The 16,388-nt window shown below is 72.8% G+C and carries 15 protein-coding genes; 4 read left to right on the top strand and 11 right to left on the bottom strand.

Annotation, left to right across the window (positions count from 1 at the left end):
• Nucleotides 1–180: 180 nt before the first annotated feature.
• Nucleotides 181–1,029: a GNAT family N-acetyltransferase gene (locus DXZ73_RS11675; RefSeq protein WP_162890148.1), complete on the top strand. Its 849-nt coding sequence runs from the start codon at nt 181–183 to the stop codon at nt 1,027–1,029.
• Here the strand turns inward: DXZ73_RS11675 and DXZ73_RS11670 are convergent.
• Genes DXZ73_RS11670 through vioD form a run of 10 tightly spaced genes read right to left on the bottom strand, consistent with a single transcriptional unit; the run spans nt 1,017 to nt 11,629 of the window.
• Nucleotides 1,017–2,063 (bottom strand): glycosyltransferase, encoded by a 1,047-nt coding sequence (locus DXZ73_RS11670; protein WP_116210933.1) that lies wholly within the window; start codon nt 2,061–2,063, stop codon nt 1,017–1,019. The two genes, DXZ73_RS11675 and DXZ73_RS11670, sit on opposite strands and share 13 nt — an antisense overlap.
• A 43-nt stretch (nt 2,064–2,106) precedes the next feature.
• On the bottom strand, nt 2,107–2,826 hold the full coding sequence (locus DXZ73_RS11665) for a class I SAM-dependent methyltransferase (RefSeq protein WP_116210932.1): 720 nt from the start codon (nt 2,824–2,826) through the stop codon (nt 2,107–2,109).
• Between the two features lie 10 nt (nt 2,827–2,836).
• The gene (locus DXZ73_RS11660) at nt 2,837–4,087 is read right to left on the bottom strand and encodes an ATP-grasp domain-containing protein (RefSeq protein ID WP_116210931.1); all 1,251 of its coding nucleotides are present in this window, start codon (nt 4,085–4,087) and stop codon (nt 2,837–2,839) included.
• Nucleotides 4,084–4,752: a PIG-L deacetylase family protein gene (locus DXZ73_RS11655; protein WP_116210930.1), complete on the bottom strand. Its 669-nt coding sequence runs from the start codon at nt 4,750–4,752 to the stop codon at nt 4,084–4,086. The genes DXZ73_RS11660 and DXZ73_RS11655 overlap by 4 nt, the downstream gene beginning before the upstream one ends.
• Entirely contained in the window at nt 4,749–5,777 is a 1,029-nt protein-coding gene (locus tag DXZ73_RS11650; RefSeq protein WP_162890147.1) for an NAD-dependent epimerase/dehydratase family protein, read from the bottom strand. Before DXZ73_RS11650 ends, DXZ73_RS11655 begins: the two co-directional genes overlap by 4 nt.
• A complete protein-coding gene (locus tag DXZ73_RS11645; RefSeq protein WP_116210928.1) occupies nt 5,774–6,826 on the bottom strand; it encodes a Gfo/Idh/MocA family protein in 1,053 nt (350 codons plus the stop codon). The genes DXZ73_RS11650 and DXZ73_RS11645 overlap by 4 nt, the downstream gene beginning before the upstream one ends.
• Nucleotides 6,827–6,876: 50 nt before the next feature.
• On the bottom strand, nt 6,877–7,632 hold the full coding sequence (locus DXZ73_RS11640) for a hypothetical protein (RefSeq protein WP_116210927.1): 756 nt from the start codon (nt 7,630–7,632) through the stop codon (nt 6,877–6,879).
• A gap of 7 nt (nt 7,633–7,639) precedes the next feature.
• On the bottom strand, nt 7,640–8,665 hold the full coding sequence (gene vioC, locus DXZ73_RS11635; protein WP_116210926.1) for an arginine beta-hydroxylase, Fe(II)/alpha-ketoglutarate-dependent: 1,026 nt from the start codon (nt 8,663–8,665) through the stop codon (nt 7,640–7,642).
• A 37-nt stretch (nt 8,666–8,702) separates the two neighbouring features.
• On the bottom strand, nt 8,703–10,505 hold the full coding sequence (locus DXZ73_RS11630; RefSeq protein WP_116210925.1) for a non-ribosomal peptide synthetase: 1,803 nt from the start codon (nt 10,503–10,505) through the stop codon (nt 8,703–8,705).
• Entirely contained in the window at nt 10,502–11,629 is a 1,128-nt protein-coding gene (gene vioD / locus DXZ73_RS11625; protein ID WP_240351310.1) for a capreomycidine synthase, read from the bottom strand. The genes DXZ73_RS11630 and vioD overlap by 4 nt, the downstream gene beginning before the upstream one ends.
• Nucleotides 11,630–11,819: 190 nt before the next feature.
• Here vioD and DXZ73_RS11620 point away from each other — a divergent pair, with 190 nt between their 5' ends.
• The 3 genes from DXZ73_RS11620 to DXZ73_RS11610 all read left to right on the top strand — a co-directional run bounded on the left by DXZ73_RS11620 (nt 11,820) and on the right by DXZ73_RS11610 (nt 14,408).
• On the top strand, nt 11,820–12,746 hold the full coding sequence (locus DXZ73_RS11620; RefSeq protein WP_240351309.1) for a macrolide 2'-phosphotransferase: 927 nt from the start codon (nt 11,820–11,822) through the stop codon (nt 12,744–12,746).
• A 119-nt stretch (nt 12,747–12,865) separates the two neighbouring features.
• Nucleotides 12,866–13,699 (top strand): helix-turn-helix domain-containing protein, encoded by an 834-nt coding sequence (locus DXZ73_RS11615; RefSeq protein ID WP_116210923.1) that lies wholly within the window; start codon nt 12,866–12,868, stop codon nt 13,697–13,699.
• Nucleotides 13,689–14,408 carry a nucleoside 2-deoxyribosyltransferase domain-containing protein gene (locus DXZ73_RS11610; protein WP_116210922.1) on the top strand — a complete coding sequence of 240 codons (720 nt, stop codon included), beginning with the start codon at nt 13,689–13,691 and terminating at the stop codon, nt 14,406–14,408. Before DXZ73_RS11615 ends, DXZ73_RS11610 begins: the two co-directional genes overlap by 11 nt.
• A 74-nt stretch (nt 14,409–14,482) precedes the next feature.
• On the opposite strand, the gene DXZ73_RS11605 is transcribed toward DXZ73_RS11610, so the two are convergent.
• Nucleotides 14,483–16,207 (bottom strand): CocE/NonD family hydrolase, encoded by a 1,725-nt coding sequence (locus tag DXZ73_RS11605; protein ID WP_116210921.1) that lies wholly within the window; start codon nt 16,205–16,207, stop codon nt 14,483–14,485.
• Nucleotides 16,208–16,388: the final 181 nt, after the last annotated feature.

Below are 16,388 nucleotides of genomic sequence, written 5' to 3'. Positions count from 1 at the left end.
GCGCCTCGGAAACGGGAATTAAAATCCCGCCGAGGGTTTCGCGCTCTTTTCCTTCCGGGACTTTGTTCCCACACTCTGAGTCGGGCACCGGCCTCCCGTCAATAGGTATTCCATGACGAGGTGTTCCGTGCCGCCTGCCCTGATTCCGTGCTGGTCCGGTCGATTTTCGGAGGTGCAGTGGTGCGGGTCGAGAACCGTGCTGGAATTACGGTCGAGGATTTCCACGATTACCGGGACTTCCATCAGGACGGCGAGCGGATGCGTTTTCTGCGCCGCCAGGGGGTCGACGTGCGCCGCTTCGCGGCGGGCGATGCCGCGATGCTGCTGGAGAAAGCCGAGGACGGGTGGTTCATGTGGAAGGGGCCCAGCGGGGTTCCCGATGCCGGGGCGCTGCGCCGGCTGCTCGCCGACTGCGCCTCCCTGACCGGGGTCACGCTGGTGCTCCAGCCCGGGTGGGAGATGCCCGACGTGCTGGCCGCCGCCGGGTTCCGGGCGGCCGGGAGGTTCGGCACGCTGCTCGTCGACGCCCGCGGGAGCGATGAGGAGCTGCTGGCCAGGATGCGCCCCAGCACCCGGAGCCGGGTCCGGCGGGCCCTGCGGTCCGGGTTCGCCTTCATCGAGGATCCCGGCCTGCTGGGCCGTTTCCACCCCTTCTACGCCGACGCGATGCGTACCGCGGATTCCCCCGACTTCGCCTCGGAGGAATACCTGCGGGAGCTGCTGGAGCTCCCGCGGGTACGCCTCTTCTCGGCCGTTTCCGGACCGGAAGTGGCCGCGGGCTCGGTGTGCCTGGTCAACGGGACGTCGGTGGAGGCCCGTTATGTGGCCACCAATCCCGAGTTCCGTGCGCAGGCCGCACTGAACTTCGTGCACTTCCGGACGATGAAGTGGGCGGCCGAGCACGGCAAGCGCTATCTCGACCTCAGCGGCATCGACACCGACGGGACCAGCGAGAAGACCCGGCTGATCAACCGGTTCAAGCTCGGTTTCGGCGGCAGCGAGTGCGGTTACCCGGTCTACTGCCGCTGAACCAGGGACGGTTCGGGGGCGGGGACGCGGAAGACCGACAGGTCCTTGACCGGTTCGATGACCCGCCCCCGCTCCCGGTGGGCCTGCCGCAGCTTCTCCCGCTGCTCCGCGGTGAGCTTCGGGCAGTGCTCGGGCACCGACCGCAGCATGCGGGTGCGCCGGGCGTGGGCGGGCAGCCGGCCGCGGACCTGGAACGGGTCGCGCAGCAAGTGGTAGACGGTTCCGGTGTGGAAGGCGGACTGCATCAGGGCGTAGAGGGCCGCCGCGAGCGGCCCTTTGTCCCGGGCGCAGCCGACCAGCGTCCGCGCCGAGTCGTAGACCCGCCACGCCACCGGGATCGCGGGCGTGGTGAAGATGCCGAGCTGCTGCCCGATGCCCTCTCCGATGCCGTAGCGCCAGTAGCTGCGCAGGTTCTGCAGGCCGTGCTGGGCGTCGTGGTGGATCACGGCGTCCGGCAGGTGCACCACCGGGATCTCCGCCAGCTGGAGGCGGAAGTCGAACTCCCGGTCCTCGCACCAGTGGACCAGCGGATCGTAGTGGTAGCCCCCGATGCAGTCCGCGACCCGGCGGTCGTAGACGAGCGGCGGCGACAGGGCGCTGACGTAGTCGCCCTCGTCGAACTCCCGCACCCGGGCGGTGAGCCGGCTCAGCAGCCGGTCCGACTCCCCGTAGACCACCTGGCCCTTGACCACGGGGTGGTCCAGCACGGCCCGGACCATCATCCGGATGACGCCGGGGGCGAAGACGCAGTCGGAGTCCATATAGAGCAGGTACTGGCCGGAGGCCGCCTCGGCCCCCGCGTTGTAGGCGGCGCCGAGGTTGCCCGCGTCGGGGATCTCGGTGACCACCAGCCGGCGCGGGTGCTCGGCGATGACGCGCCGGATTTCGTCGGAGGCGCCGTTGAGCGCCAGGACGATCTCCACCTCCTCGTCCACCGACGCGATGCAGTCGACTATCCGTACGTCGTCCTTGAGCGCGATGACGACGCTGGTGCGGGCGATGCCCTCCTTGAGCGCTGCCTCGGGGTCCTTCATCGTTCTCCCTGATGTGCCTGGGCGGGTCCGTCGGTGGGGTGGTTCAGTCCTTGCGCAGGACGTAGACGTGCGTGGTGTGCTGCGGGGAGTAGGTGTCGCTGTCGATGTTGCGCACCGAGAGGGTCTGGAGCCCGTGCCCGCGCGCGATCTCCTCGAGCGTGAACGGATCCATCACGTACTGGACATGGGTCTCGCGCCAGAGCGTCTGCCCGTCGCGGCGCAGGGTGAGCACGGTGCGGCTGCGGTCGAACGCCGCCTCGTAGTGGTGCCTGCGGTGCAGCCGGTATCCGTCCTTCTCCTGCTCGTACGCGAGCGCCCGCCAGTCCGAGGACAGCACCTTGCGGGAGGAGTAGTCGAAGATCAGGTGTCCGCCGGGCCGCAGGGCGTCGGCGACGCAGGACAGGCAGCTCGCCAGGGCCTGCGGGGGCAGGTAGTTGAGCGCGTCGAAGCCGGAGACGACGAAGTCGTAGACCGAGTCGGTCCGGAAGTCGGCCATGTCACCGACCAGTTGGCGTTCCTTGGGCACCTTGCCCCGGTCGAGCATCTCCGGGGACCGGTCCAGGGAGGTCACCTGGAGTGCGGGCAGCAGCTCGGTGAGCACCCGGGCTCCCACGCCGGTGCCCGCGCCGAGGTCCAGCACGGTGGCCGGTCCTCCGGCCAGCTTGGCCAGATCGGCGGCGATCCCCTGCCGCCAGGTGTCCTGTGCGGTCTCTCCCTCGAACAGCTCATAGGTGTCGGCCCATTGGGCGTAGGCGATCGTCATCGGACCCCTTTCAGGTGGTGTGCGGTGGGTCGAGGGTGTCGGCGGAGAGCTTCAGCGGCAGCCCCGCCAGCACCTCTTGGGCGGTGGCCGCGGCCTGTGCGGTGTCGTCCCCGGTGGCGATCACGCCTGCCAGCGGATCCGAGCCTCCGGTGTAGGGCGGCAGGGTCATGCCCGGCCGCAGTTCCCGTCCCCAGAACACGTCGTGGACCTCCGGCGGGGCGGCGGCCTCGCGGAGGTCGCCGACCCATTCGACGGTGCCGCCGGTGCAGGGCAGATAGCGCTGCACCACGGCCCGGCCGGGACGCGGCGCCGGCTCCGCCAGGTCGACGGGCCGGCCCAGGGCCAGGCGTACCGCGTGGGGCAGCGGGTCGATGCCGCCTCCCAGCGGCATGATCTCGGTGGCGATCCGCGCCCCGGTCAGCCGGCAGGTGAGCTCCAGCAGGACCACCCGGCCGTCCCGGGTGCGCAGGATGTCGGTGTTGACCACGGCCTCGTCCAGGCCGAGCGCCCGTACGCCCGCCCGCACCACGGCCACCACCTCGTCGGCCTGTTCGGTGCTCAGCGCGGTGGGCATGGTGTCGCCGCCCTCGAAGAAGTACGGGGCGAACTCCTCCTTGCGCCCGTACTCGCGGTCGGCGAACCCGGTGACGTGGAAGGTGCCCGCGGTCACCAGTCCGGCGACGGTGTGCTCGGTGCCCGCCAGGAACTCCTCCACCACGACCCGGCCGGAGACGCTCAGCCGCAGTGCCTCGCGGATGCGGTCCGGCGCGGTCCGCGGCGAGTCCAGCTTGTACACCCCCGCGGAACCGGTGAGGTCGCGCGGCTTGACCACCGCGGGCAGCCCGGTCTCCGCCAGGGCGGCCAGCGCGCCCGCCAGGTCGTCGGCGGCCCGGTGCCGGGGCAGGTGCAGGCCCGCGCGGCCCAGGACGGCGAGCCTGCGGTCCTTGAGGGTGCAGTCCAGGGCGACCTCTTCCGGGACGCCCGGGCAGCCGAAGCGGCGGGCGAGCCGGGAGATCACCGGGGGGTTGTCGTACCCGAGCGAGAGGACGCCGTCCACACCCCTCAGCCCGGCCGCGGTGACGGCGCGGTCCACCGACCGCTGGTCGCCCGGGTCGGCGACCAGCACCGTGCCGGTGGCCCGGCCGACCCGCTCGGTGCGGCGGTCGGTGATCACCGCCAGGTCCAGGCCCAGGTCCTTGAGCGCGGCCAGCGACCTGTCCATCCCGGCGCCGATGCCGCACACCAGCAGCCGTTCGCTCATGAGGCTCCCCGGCTCCCCAGGCTGAGCACCTCGAAGACCTCCGCGTGCGAGGTGCCGGTGGCGACCGCGCCCCGGTACTCGGCCAGCGCCCGCACCGCCTGGTCCCAGGCGGCGTGCCGCAGCTGGGACCGGTAGGCGCGCATCGCCTCGACCTTGCGGTCGACGAACCCGGTGACGTCCTCGGCGTACTGGAACTCCGGCAGTGGGGACCAGACCTCGTAGCCGAGCACCAGCCGGGGCGCGGGAGCGGGCTCGCCGCACTCGCCGAAGAACGCGGAGGTGGCCATCCACAGCGCCTCGATCGCCAGTTGGTGCACCATGCGGTGCTCCACGTCCCCGTCCCGGCGGTGCGGTACGTAGAGGACGTCGGGCCGCTCCTCGCGGATCAGACGGACCAGGTCCAGGTGCACCTTGCGGGTGAGCCGGAAGTCCCGCGAGGGCTCGTCCAGCAGCACCCAGCGGTGCACCCCCAGCGCGGCGCAGGATGTGCGGATCTCGTCGGTGAAGTCCTCGTCGGTGCGTTCGGTGTCGTAGAGGCTGCGCTCCCGGCCGATGACGATGGCCACGGTCACCCGGGCGCCCTCCTCGGTGTGCTTGGCCATCGAGGCGCCGCAGCCGATGACGTCGTCGTCCGGGTGCGGGGCGACGACCAGTACCCGGGTCATCCGCCGGCCCCCGCCGCGGTGAGCCTCTTGGCCCCCAGCCCGGCCCACTGGGCCCAGGCGTCGGTCAGGTCCATGCCCTCGCGGAGCGTGGTGGCGCACCGGGTGCCCAGCAGCCGGGCGGCGCGGTCCGAGGCGATGCGCGCGCCCGAGCGGTACAGCTCGGCCTCCCAGTCCGGGACGTCCGCCGCCGCGGCGTCGGCCGCTGCCGGGTCCAGGGCCCGGATGGCGCGGAAGCAGTCGAAGAACCGGCCCCAGGTGATGCGCTCCCGGCCCGCCAGCAGGATGCGCCGGCCCGCGGCGCCGGGGCGATGGCAGGCGGCGAGCACCGCGTCCGCCACATCGTCCACGTACACGGCGTTGCACACTCCGCCGTCCCCGCCCGAGGGGAGCACCGCGTAGTCGGCGGCGGGCCGCCGGAGCTGGGCGGTGGTCCACTGCCCGCCCCACGGCCCGTACACCACTCCCGGCTGGAGCACCACGACGTCGGGACCGCCGTCGCCCGCCCGCAGCACCAGTTCCTCGGCCGCCAGTTTCTGCTGCTCGTACTCGCGATCGGCGGGGTCGGCCGGGCGGGCGGCGGCGGTCTCGTCGAAGTCCCCCTCGGCGGGGGCGTACACGTCGACCGTGCTGAGGTGGACGACCCGGCGCACCCCGGCGGCCCGGGCCGCGGCGAGGACGTTCGCGGTGCCGTCCACGGTGGCCGCCCACCGCTCCTCCACCGTGCCCTCGCTGCCGAAGGCGCAGTGCACCACCACCTCGCAGTCCTCGAACGCAGCCCGCAGCGCGTCGGTACGGCCGAGTTCCGCGATCCGGAAGGCCAGCCGGTCCTGGGGCAGGGCGGAGAGCCGCGAGGCACGGCCGAAGCCGCGCACCAAGGGCCGGACCTCCGCCCGGGTGCCCAGGGCGAGCCGTTCGACGACGCGACCGCCGATGAAGCCGCCGGCCCCGGTGACCGCGATCCGGACCCCGCTCAGCTCGTCCTTGTTCTTCTCGACGTCCTTCTCGACGTCCTTCTCGGCGTTCACGCGCCACTCCTCGTGCGGTCGGTGGTCCAGGGCTGGGGCATGGCCCGTCGGGCCGGTCCGCGGTAGCAGGCGTCGATCAGGTCGACCACCCGCTTGCCGTCCTCGGCCGTGGAGTACGGCTCCACGCCCCGCTTGCCGCAGGCCGTGGCGAAGTTGGCCAGCTGCTCCACGAACAGGGCCTCCCACTCGTCCTGGGCCGGGGCGATGGCGGCCACGTCGCCGCGGTGCAGGACCTTGCCGTTCTTGGTGACCAGGGCGCATTCGCCGGCCGGGAAGTCGGTGCCGATGCTCACCTCGGCCTCGCTGCCGGTGATGACGCAGGCGGTGCCCAGCGGGCGCAGCCGGCTCAACTCCACGATCACGTCGACCGATCCGAAGCGGAGCCAGGTGCGGGTGTCGCTGTCCACTCCGCCCAGCGAGTTGTCCTGGTGGTCCAGCAGGGTCGTCTCCTCGCCCAGCCACCAGAAGAGGGTGTCGAAGACGTGCGATCCGGTGTCGGTGAGCACTCCGCCGTGGGCGAGCCTGCGGTCGAACATGGACCAGGTGAGCGGCTCCCAGCTGTAGGGGTGGCCCTCGGTCCAGTGGATGCGTTCCACGGTCCCCAGCGCCCCGCTGCGGATCAGCCGCCGCACCCAGGCGTAGGCGGGGAACAGACGGCGCGGGTGGGCCATGGCCAGGAGCGTCTCCGGGTGGTCGGCGGCCGTCTTGAGCAGCCGGTCGGCGTCCTCCGGGGTGGTGGTCATGGGCTTTTCCATCAGGACGTGCTTGCCGTTCTCCAGCAGTTCCACGGCGAGTGGGGCGTGCGCGGTGTGCGGCACCGCGACCACCGCGGCGTCGAACGAGCCGAGCGCCTCCTGCCAGGTGGTGGCCAGTTCGGGGGAGCCCTCGCCGCCGAACTCGCGGTAGGCCGCGAGGGCGCTCTCGGCGTGGGCGGCGTCGGAGTCGATCAGCGCGGTGAGCCGGGCCCCCGGGACCCGGGGCAGGGCGGGCAGGTGACAGGCCCGCGCCGCGGCGCCACAGCCGATGACGGCCAGGCGTAGTGAAGACATGAGCACTCCGTTCGGAAAGGGGGATGTCGAGTCCGGTGCCGGGCCCGGTGTCAGGCCCGGTGGAACATCCAGACGTTGGGCTCGGCGTAGGTGGCCGTGCCGTCCGCGTCGGCACGGACCGTGGTGAGGGCGCCGGGCACCGCGTACTGCCCGGGACCGGGCATCGGCAGGTCCAGGGCCTGCTCCCAGCGCCGCACCGGCTGCCGGATCACCAAGGACCGCTCGGCGAGGCCGAGTTGCTCGGCGCCCAGCCGCGCGTGGGTGCGCAGCCAGGGGTCGAAGGGCTCGCCGCCGGGGGTCCGCCACCGCGCGTACCGGCTCATCGGGATCACCGGGTAGCGGGTCTTGCCGGTGGGCCGCACCGGGACGACCAGTCCGCGCCATCCCGCCTGGGCGGCGTCCGTACGGGCCCGCTCCAGCAGCAGTTGCGGCAGCCGGGTGCGGCGGTGTTCGGGGGCCACCGACACCGACAACAGGCACAAGGCGGTGGCCCGTTCGGCCAGGTCGCCGTCGGTGGCCCGCACCAGGACGTCGTCGGCGCCGCCGGGCAGGCCGCCCACGGTGCCGTCCCACCGCACCGGCAGGCCGTTGGCCGCCGCGACCAGGGCGCCCCGCTCGTCGGTCACGCACAGCTGGTGCGCCGCGAACCGTTCGTAGAGGTGGTGCCAGCGCCAGTTCCCCGGGGACTCCCAGGACATGAAGACGGGCATGTTTGCGGTGATCAGCTCGTCCACGGAGTCCCGGAGCCCGGGGGCCCGGTCCAGCGTGGTGATGGCCAGGCGCGCCGGGGCGGCGTTCGACGGCATGGCGGTGCTAGCCGATCAGCCGGGAGTCGGCCGACGCCCGCATCTCACGGGACTTGCGCAGGTCGCTGGTGATGTTGACCCGTTTGAGCCAGCGGTCGGTGCCGTCGTAGCGCGCCTTGAACGGCAGCCGGCCGTGCACCGCGAGGTGGTTGTTGACGCACAGGACGTCGCCCTGGAGGAGGGCGACCTCGCTCATTCCCCGGTCCAGCACCTCGGTGATGGCCTGGAGCGCGGCACCGGCCTCCGGGTCCTCCGGGATCTCCATGAAGTAGGGGTCGAGCCGGACGTACGGCGCGGTGCGCGAGCCGTACAGCACCGCCACCCGCTCGCGGTTGTCGATGAGCCGTTCGATGCTGGCGAAGCGCTCGCCTGCCGCGGTGTCGTCGCCTGCCGAGTTGTTCTTGGGCAGGTGGGACTCGTCCGGGGCGATGTAGTAGCGCGGCTCGAAGAGGGCCTCGAGGTGCTCCGGCGACAGGGCGTCCGGGTCGAGCTCGCCGATGGTGGTGGCCACCCGGTCCGGGTTGCGCAGGGCGGACAGCATCAGATAGTCGCCCCGGTAGGGGTGGAAGGCGTCCTCGATGTGCCAGGTGAGCAGCTCGGCGCTGCCGGTGCCGAGCTGCTCGCCGTCGTGGCCCTCGATGGGGAAGACGTCGTGGACGAGCCGGCCGTCCTGCTGGGTGGCCCAGCCGAACGGTTCGCCGATGACGGCGCCGTAGAGCAGCAGGAGTATTTCCTCGGGGAACTCCGGGGCGGGGCGGGAGCGGCCGCGCCAGTGGTCGGGCGTGGGGCCGATGCGTGCGGAGTCGATGTGGTGCCCGCGCAGCACGCAGTGGCCGTGCCGGTCGCCCAGCGCGAAGTCGCGCAGGAACCTCCGGGTGCGTTCGGGCAGCCGGGCCGCCAGCAGCGGGAGGTCGAACAGGAGCTGGGGGTCTTCGGGCGAGACGTAGCGCCGGGAGAGCTCGACGGTGAGTTCGACGGAGCTCCGGGCCTCCTCCTCGGTGAGTTCGAGGACGTATTCGGTGACGGTTTCCACGGTTCCGGTTCCTGATTCGTGAGGGGATGGAGGTGGTTCAGTGACCGGTGATGCGTTCGGTCAGACGTCGGGGGGTGCGGCAGTCGAAGAGTGCCGAGACCCGCAGGCCGCCTGCCGCCGGGAGCTCCGAGCGCAGCTCGCTGACCAGGCGCATGGCGAGGATCGACTGGCCGCCGTGCGCGAAGAAGTCGTCGTCCGGCCCCAGCGAGGGCGCCTGGAGGACGGTCCGGAAGCGGTGGAGCACGGCTCTCAGCGGGACGTCGCCCGCCTCGGCGGCCGGGTCTGGGGCCGCGTCGGCCGCAGGCCCTGCGAGTGCGGCCAGCGCCGCCGTGTCGATCTTTCCGTGCGGGTTCTTGGGGAGTTCCGCGACCCAGTACAGGCGGGTGGGCACGGCCCAGTCGTGCAGGGCCGCGGCGACCGGGCGCACCGCCCGCAGGCGCTGTGCGGCGGTGAGCCGCCGCGCGGTCCCGGCCGGGGGCCGCAGCGTCCGGTCCGCCGGGACCAGCGCGGCCACCAGCGAGCTGTCGTCCGCCGGGTCCAGCAGCACGGCGGCCTGGGCCACCGCGTCGCCGCTCTCCAGCGCGCGCTCCACGGCGGCGGCCTCCAGCCGGTGCCCGCGGACCTTGAGCTGTGCGTCCTTCCGGCCCAGGAACACCAGGTCGCCGTCGGGCAGTCGGCGCCCGAGGTCGCCGGTCGGATACATCCGCGCCCCGGGCGCGGCCGGGTCGGAGCGGAACCGCAGCGCGGTCTGCCGCTCGTCGTGGAGGAATCCCCGGGCGAGCGAGGGGCCCGCGATGTGGATCTCGCCCACCTCGCCGAGGGGCACCGGCCGTCCGTCGCGGCGCACCGTGACCAGGGCGTTGGCCAGTGGCGAGCCGATGGGCACCTCGTCGGCGTCCTCGGGCAGCCGCCCGGTGTACATGGTGGAGGTCACCGTGGTCTCGGTCAGCCCGTACACATGGACCAGGGCGGCCGCCGGGTGCCGTTGCTGCCAGTCGCGGTAGGCGGCCGGGTCCATCCGCTCGCCGCCGACGAGCACCGTCCGCAGGCTCGCCGGGGTGGTCCGCCCGGCCGCGCGCAGCCAGCGGGCGTACTCGTGCCAGTACTGGGTGGACAGCTCGACCACAGTGGACGCGCTGTCGCTCAGCAGCCGGTGCAGGTCCTCCGGTTCCAGGGGCCGGGAGTCGGGCCGGCACACCACCGCGCCGCCCGCTGCGAGCACCGGGAAGACTTCCTCGATCACCACGTCGAAGCCGAGCGAGCAGACCTGCAGCCAGCGGTCGGCGGAGTCCAGTGCCAGCCGGTCCCGGACCGCCTCGGCGAAGCCGCCCAGCGGCCCCCGCTCGATCATGACGCCCTTGGGGACACCGGTGGATCCGGAGGTGAAGAGGATGTAGGCGAGCCGGGAGTCCTGGACGGGGAGGTTCCGGCGGGGTGGCGCGCTGTCGCCCCCCTCGGCGATGTCCAGCCGGGGAGTGCCGGAGGGCAGCGGGTGCGCGGGCCGTGGGCCGCTGTGCAGCCAGAGGGCGGCGTCGATCTCGCGGACCAGGTGTGCCCGCGGCTCCGGGGGCAGTCCGGGGTCCAGGACGGTGAACGCCGCCTGGGCCTTGAGCACGGCGAGCATGGCGAGTACGGCCTCGCGGGGCCGGTCGAGGGCGAGGCCGACCACGCTCCCGGGCCCGGCGCCCGCCGCCGCCAGCCGCGCGGCGAGGGCCTCGGCCCGGGCGTCCGTCCGGCCGTAGGTCCAGATCTCCGAGCCCTCCACCAGGGCCGGCGCGCAGGGTTGTCGGCCGGTGTGGCGGTCCCAGTGGTGGAGGAAGTCGGCCCCGGTGCCGCTCATCGCCGGCTCTCCCGGGTGCGGAGGAAATCCGAGAGCCGCGCCAGGCCCTCGCTCAGCTCCCGTTCCGCGCCGCCGAACCCCAGGCGCACGCCGTCCGGGAGGTCGAAGGCGGTGCCGGGCACCAGCAGGGTGCCGTGCCGGTCGAGCAGTTCCCGGCAGAAGGCTTCGGTGTCCTCGACCCCGGGCAGCCGGAGCAGCCCGCACACCCCGCCCTGGGGGCGCTGCCAGGCGACGCTGTCCGGGTGCCGTGCCACCCAGGCGTCGACCAGGGCCAGGTTGCGCCGGGCCTGCTGGGCGCGGGGCCCGATCAGCCGGGGTGCGGCGCGCATCGCGTGCAGGGCGATGCGTTCGACGAGGGGCGAGAGGAACAGGGTGGTGCGGTCGCGCAGCGCGAAGGTCGCCTCGATCAGCTCGGGAGCCGCGACGCACCAGCCGAAGCGCAGGCCGGGCAGGCCGAACACCTTGGAGAACGTGCCGTAGGCGATGGTGCGCGGGTAGCTGTGGGCCGGATTGGGCAACACCTCGGTGCCGTGGGTGATTTCGGCGGTGGCGGCGTCCCACACCAGCAGGGCGCCGACCTCGGCCACGCGCCGGACGAAGCTGTCGTAGCCCGCTCCGGAGAGCGTGCGGCCCGTCGGGTTGTGCGGGAAATTCGCCACGACGGCCCTGGTCCCGGGGGTGATCACCTCGTCGAGCACGGATTCCGGGAAGGCGCCCTGGGACAGCGGGCCCAGGGGCAGCGTGCGTACCGCGCAGCCCCGCTCCCGTACGAAGTGTCCGAGCGAGTGGTAGACGGAGTCGGGCAGCACCACCCGGTCGCCCGGTTCCAGCACGGTGGCGAGGGTGAGCGCGATGGCCTCGCTCGAACCGTGGGTCACCATGACGTGGTCGGCCCGGCCGCCCGCATAGCGGTCGGCGATCGCCTGCCGGAGTTCCTGTGGGCCCTGTGAGGTGCTGTCGTCCATGACGACCCGGTCCAGGTCCTCCTGCTCGATCCCGGCGATGCGCCGCAGTTCGGCGAAGGAATAGGGCTGCACGCCGCTGGAGCTGATATCGAATTCGGCCCGGTGCAGCTGCCGCCGGTACCACTCCTCGAGTACGGGTGGCCGTTGCGGAGTGCTCACTGCGCCGTCGTTGAGTACGCGCGACAAATCTACCCCCGATTGCTGGCGGAAAAGCGGGCAGTGGTTGTACGCCGGGAAGCGAACCCCAGGCGTGCGGAGATCCGCAAGCATGAAAGGGCGAAGGCGAGTTCACTTTTCATCGGGCGGAAACTTGGTTAGGGAAGGCTTCGTTGCGGGCAGTGTGGCGGTCATGGACGGGATACCGCTCAGCGTTCCGCAGATGTTGGACCGCGCCATCGGCCACGGCATCCCGGTGGTCCCCGGCTCGGCGGTCGTGGACGAGTCCGGCTGGGATTTCCGGGTCGTGCACTGCACGGACGGTCGCGGCCGGAAGTGGATTCTGCGCTCCCCACGGCGCGCGGAGGTGCCGGTCCGTGCGGCGGTGGAGGCCCGCCTGCTGGAGCTGCTGCACGGCCGGCTGCCCGTTCGGCTGCCCGAATGGCGGGTGCACGAACCGGAGTTGACCGTCTACCCCAGGCTGCCGGGCTCCGCCGCCGGGACCGAGCATCCCGAGACGCTGCGCTACCGGTGGGCCATCGACCCGCTCGCCCGCACCGCGGACTACCTGGGTGCGCTGGGCCGCGTCCTGGTGACGCTGCACTCGGTGCCGGCCCGCGACGCCATCGCCACCGGGGTGCCGGAGGTGTCGGCGCGGCTGTCGAGGGAGCGGGCCGAGCGCGAACTGCGGGAGGCGGACGAGGTGTTCGGGCTGCCGGCCGAGCGCTATCGCCGCTGGCGGCGCTGGCTGGCGGACGACGCGGCCTGGCCCGCGGAGACCGTGCTCGTGCACGGTGACGTGCACCCGGGGCACACCCTGGTCACCCGCACCCCCGACGGCGGCGGGCGGCTTTCCGGACTGCTCGACTGGACCAATTCCCAGCTGGGCGATCCGGCCCTGGATTTCGTCGACATGTACTACGCCGGAGGGCCGGACGTCCTGGACGCGCTGCTGCGGGCCTACCGGGAGCACGGCGGCCGGGTGCCCGAGGGAATGCGCGACCGGATTGTGATGCGCGGCGCCTTTCTGTGGGTCCATGTGGCGCTGCTGGGCCGGCGCACCGATCGCCCGAACCTGGTGAACACCGCCGCGGCACACCTGCTGGGTGCCGCCCCATGACTCCGGTTCCGGAACTGAGACTTCTGGAACGATTCCTTCGTTGAAAATCCGGGGGAGTGTGCCAAGGATGAGCCTCACCCCACGCCCGCCGCTCCTTCTTCAGCACCAGGAAAAACCGTGTGAAGGATGTACCTAAATTGCCGGAAGATATCCCGAAAACCGCTGCCGATCGGGCATTTCGCATACTCAGGGCACTGGACACGCTCGGCCCGGGTGCGCACTCCCTCGACACGTTGACCCGGCTGACCGGCCTGGCCCGCTCCACCGCCCACCGCATCCTGCAGTCGGCCGTCCGCGAGGGCGCGGTCCTGCAGAGCGGGTACGGCCGGTACCGGCTCGCCCAGAGCTTCGCCACACCGGCCGACGGCCCCTTTCCCAACCTCCCGCTCTCCCTGGCCCGAGTGCGCTTCGAGCTCGCCGAGTTGCGCAAGCGGGCGGGCCAGGCGTCCTTCCTCCACGTACCGGTGATGCTCCGGCCCCCGCTGCGGGTCGCCCTGAGCCACGACCAGGAACAGGGCGGTGACTTCGAGACGGTGATGCGCTCCAGCGACCGGGCGTACCTCCTGTTCCGGGCGCCCCTGCGGGCGGACGCCGCGGGCCTGGTCCTGCTGGCGCACCTGCCCGGGGCCTTCCCCGCCGACCCCGTACTGGAGCGCATCCGCGTCCTGGGGCATGCCCGGACCCCGTCGGCCCTGGCGGGCTGGGACCTGGTCGCCGCCCCGGTGCGGCGCGGCACCGTCTGTGTGGCCGCGGTCAGCCTGCTGGTGCGGCGCCCGGAGGAGCCCGGTCAGCGCAAGCGGGAGGCCCTGGAGGTCATGAGGGCCGCCGTCCGCCTGTGTGGTTCGTCCCCCGCCGCCACACCCGCGCCGTCGTCGTCGATGCCCTCGTCCTCCATGCCCCCGCTGCCGGAGGGCGATCCGACACCCGTGGGAGCGTCCTGCCATGCCCGCTGAAATCGTCGTCATCCGGGCGGGCCGGCCGCTGCCCGCGTCGTGGACGGCCTCCGTCTATCTCTGCGGGCCCACCCCCCTGGACCCCGCCGTCCCCTCCTGGCGGGCCGAGGCGGTGCACCACCTCGGCCGGCTCTGGGACGGCGACGGGGAGCTGGCGGTCTTCCTCCCCGAACCCGAGGCGGGAGAGCCGCTCTCCTACCCGGACCAGATCCGGTGGGAGGAGGACGCGATGCGGATGAGCGATGTCGTCCTCTTCTATGTGCCCCGCGCCCTGCCCTCGCTGCCCGGCCTGGTGACCAATGTGAAGTGGGGGGCCTGGCACCGCACCGGCCGGGTGGTGCTCGGCTCGCCCGCCGAGGCGGAGCGGAACGAGTACCTCCTGCACTTCGCCCACGAGCTGGAGGTCCCGGTGGCCGGGTCCGTCGAGGAGACCACCCGCCGGGCGCTGGCCCGGCTGGGGTCCGGCGCCCGGCGGTCGGGCGGCGAACGCCGGATTCCGCTCCAGCTGTGGTCCACACCGGAGTTCCGGCGGTGGTACGGCGAACAGCGGGCCGCCGGGCGGGTGCTGTGCTCGGCCGAGGTGCTGTGGGCCGACGGCAGCCCGGCCCGTGAGTGGGCGCTGCGCGCGGTACTGGCGGAGGCCGCCGCGCCGGAGCGGACGAGCAGCACGCTGGTGGTCCGCGCGGCGGGGTGCGAGGCCCTGGGCTGACCGCCCCGCGTCATGGGTACGGCCCCGGCTCGCCCGAGCCGGGGCCGTACCCACGACCGCCGAGGGCGGCGGGGTCAGTCGGTGTCGAGCACCGGCAGCAGCAGCCGCGACGGCCGGGGGCCGCCGTGGTGCACGGTGTTGACCAGAGCCTCGCCGTACTGCTCGGCGAGCGCCGTGGAAGGCCCGCCGGTTCCCGGATTGACGTCGAACCGCGGGAAGTTGCTCCCCGCCACCTCCAGCCTGATCCGGTGTCCGGCGGCGAACACATGGCCGACGGCACCGAGCCGGACCGTGAGCTCGACGGTCCGGTGCGGGGTGAGCGGCCGGGGCCGGTCGAACGATTCGCGGTAGCGGGCCCGGACGATGCCGTCGCAGAGGATCTCCGCCCGGCCGCTCGGGGCCACGTCCACCAGCTTGGCCGTGAGGTCGGTGTCCGCGCCGGTCGAGGAGAGGTGGGCGATCAGGGTCACCTCGCCGATCACCGTGAGGTCCGCCCGCAGGACGTCGCCGGTGTAACAGAGCACGTCCTGGCGCCGTTCCACCTCCCGCTGGTCCAGCGGGCCGCAGTCACCGCCCGTCGACTGGCCGGTCATCAAGGTCGCACCGCCGGTGGTGGGCACCGGATCGCCGGGGTCGTGGCGGAAGCGGTCGCTGCCGGGCGACCGCGGCCCGGTGGTGAGCAGCCGGCCGTCGCCCGCGGCGGAGTTGGCGTGCCGGGGGCCACTGGTGAGGTGGAGGGCGGTGGGCCGGACGGACGGCACCGGCCACTCCTCGAAGGTCTCCCAGCGGTCGGCGCCGGTCAGGAAGAGCCGCACCCTCCCGCGCGGGGCGCCGCCGACTCCCTTGAGCGCGCGGTCGAAGTGGGCGATGTGCATCGCGGTCACATCCGCGTACTGTTCGTCGGCCCGGATACCGTAGCGGCGCTGCGGGAAGATCCCCCCGGTGACGCCGTGCGCCCAGGGCCCGACCACCAGCGTGGAGAGATCCCGGGCCGCCGCCGAGCCGCCCCGGGCGCGCATTCCCGTGTAGCTCTCGAGAGTTCCGCCCAGGAAGGTGTCGTACCAGCCGCCGATGTGCAGTCCGGCCGCCGTCATGGACCGGTACGTACGGTTGGGGGCGGCCCGCGCCCAGTACGCGTCCGGCACCGGGTGTTCCAGCCAGCGCCGGTAGTAGGGGGCGAGCCGGTCCAGCAGACCGAGTGCGCGCCAGGGCGTGCGGTAGAGGTCCTCGATGCCGTCGAGCGCCTCGAGCACCCGGGCCGTGTCGGGGCTTTCGGGGTCCGCCGGGGGAAGCTGCGGAAGTATCAGGTCCATCAGGGTCCAGTGCAGGCAGAAACCGAGTTGGAAGGCGCCGCCCTGATAACTCCAGCCCTCGTAGAACTCCGAACCGGCCACATGCGGGGCGATCGCCCCCAGGGCGGGGGGTGCCGAACCGGCCGCCAGCAGGGCGGCGGCGCCTTCGTAGGAGCGGCCCAGCATGCCGACCGTTCCGTCGCAATGGGGCTGGGCGGCCGCCCAGTCGACGGTGTCGGCGCCGTCCGCCGCCTCGTTCCGGAAGGGCTCGAAGCCGCCCGCCGAACCGCCGCGCCCCCGCATGTCCTGGACCAGCAGGTTGTAACCGGCCTCCACCAGGCGGAAGGCGTCGAGCGAGGCTCCGCCCGGGGGGCCGCCGCGCCCGTAGGGGGTGCGTCTGACGAGGGTCGGCAGCCGGTTCCGGGAGTCCGGCCGGTAGAGATCGGCCCGGAGCACCGTGCCGTCCTTCAGCGGGACCTTCACATCGTGTTCCACAACGACACGCAAGACCGGATCCTTTCGGGGGAGTTGCCGCCAGCAAGGATCGGCCACTTTCCGGATCACCGGAACGGGAAAAGGCCAAGGTTTCCGTCCCGAGGAATCTTCGGGGCCGCCGGCCGATTCCGGCGAGTACGGTTTCTTCCGACCCTCGCGACTCGATGGTTCCTCGATGGTTGTCGACAGTTCT

Origin of the sequence: Streptoverticillium olivoreticuli subsp. olivoreticuli (assembly GCF_003391135.1) — a bacterium.
Lineage (GTDB): Bacteria > Actinomycetota > Actinomycetes > Streptomycetales > Streptomycetaceae > Streptomyces > Streptomyces blastmyceticus.
The sequence above is the reverse complement of the archived record's forward strand: the minus strand, read 5'-3'. Positions and strand labels throughout refer to the sequence as shown.

Excerpts from the sequence above, each read along its gene's own strand:
- DXZ73_RS11620 (WP_240351309.1), top strand. The coding sequence starts at position 11,820 with ATGGACGGGATACCGCTCAGCGTTCCGCAGATGTTGGACCGCGCCATC.
- DXZ73_RS11645 (WP_116210928.1), bottom strand. The coding sequence starts at position 6,826 with ATGTCTTCACTACGCCTGGCCGTCATCGGCTGTGGCGCCGCGGCGCGG.
- DXZ73_RS11610 (WP_116210922.1), top strand. The coding sequence starts at position 13,689 with ATGCCCGCTGAAATCGTCGTCATCCGGGCGGGCCGGCCGCTGCCCGCG.
- DXZ73_RS11655 (WP_116210930.1), bottom strand. The coding sequence starts at position 4,752 with ATGACCCGGGTACTGGTCGTCGCCCCGCACCCGGACGACGACGTCATC.
- DXZ73_RS11670 (WP_116210933.1), bottom strand. The coding sequence starts at position 2,063 with ATGAAGGACCCCGAGGCAGCGCTCAAGGAGGGCATCGCCCGCACCAGC.
- DXZ73_RS11630 (WP_116210925.1), bottom strand. The coding sequence starts at position 10,505 with ATGAGCGGCACCGGGGCCGACTTCCTCCACCACTGGGACCGCCACACC.
- DXZ73_RS11660 (WP_116210931.1), bottom strand. The coding sequence starts at position 4,087 with ATGAGCGAACGGCTGCTGGTGTGCGGCATCGGCGCCGGGATGGACAGG.
- DXZ73_RS11665 (WP_116210932.1), bottom strand. The coding sequence starts at position 2,826 with ATGACGATCGCCTACGCCCAATGGGCCGACACCTATGAGCTGTTCGAG.
- DXZ73_RS11640 (WP_116210927.1), bottom strand. The coding sequence starts at position 7,632 with ATGCCGTCGAACGCCGCCCCGGCGCGCCTGGCCATCACCACGCTGGAC.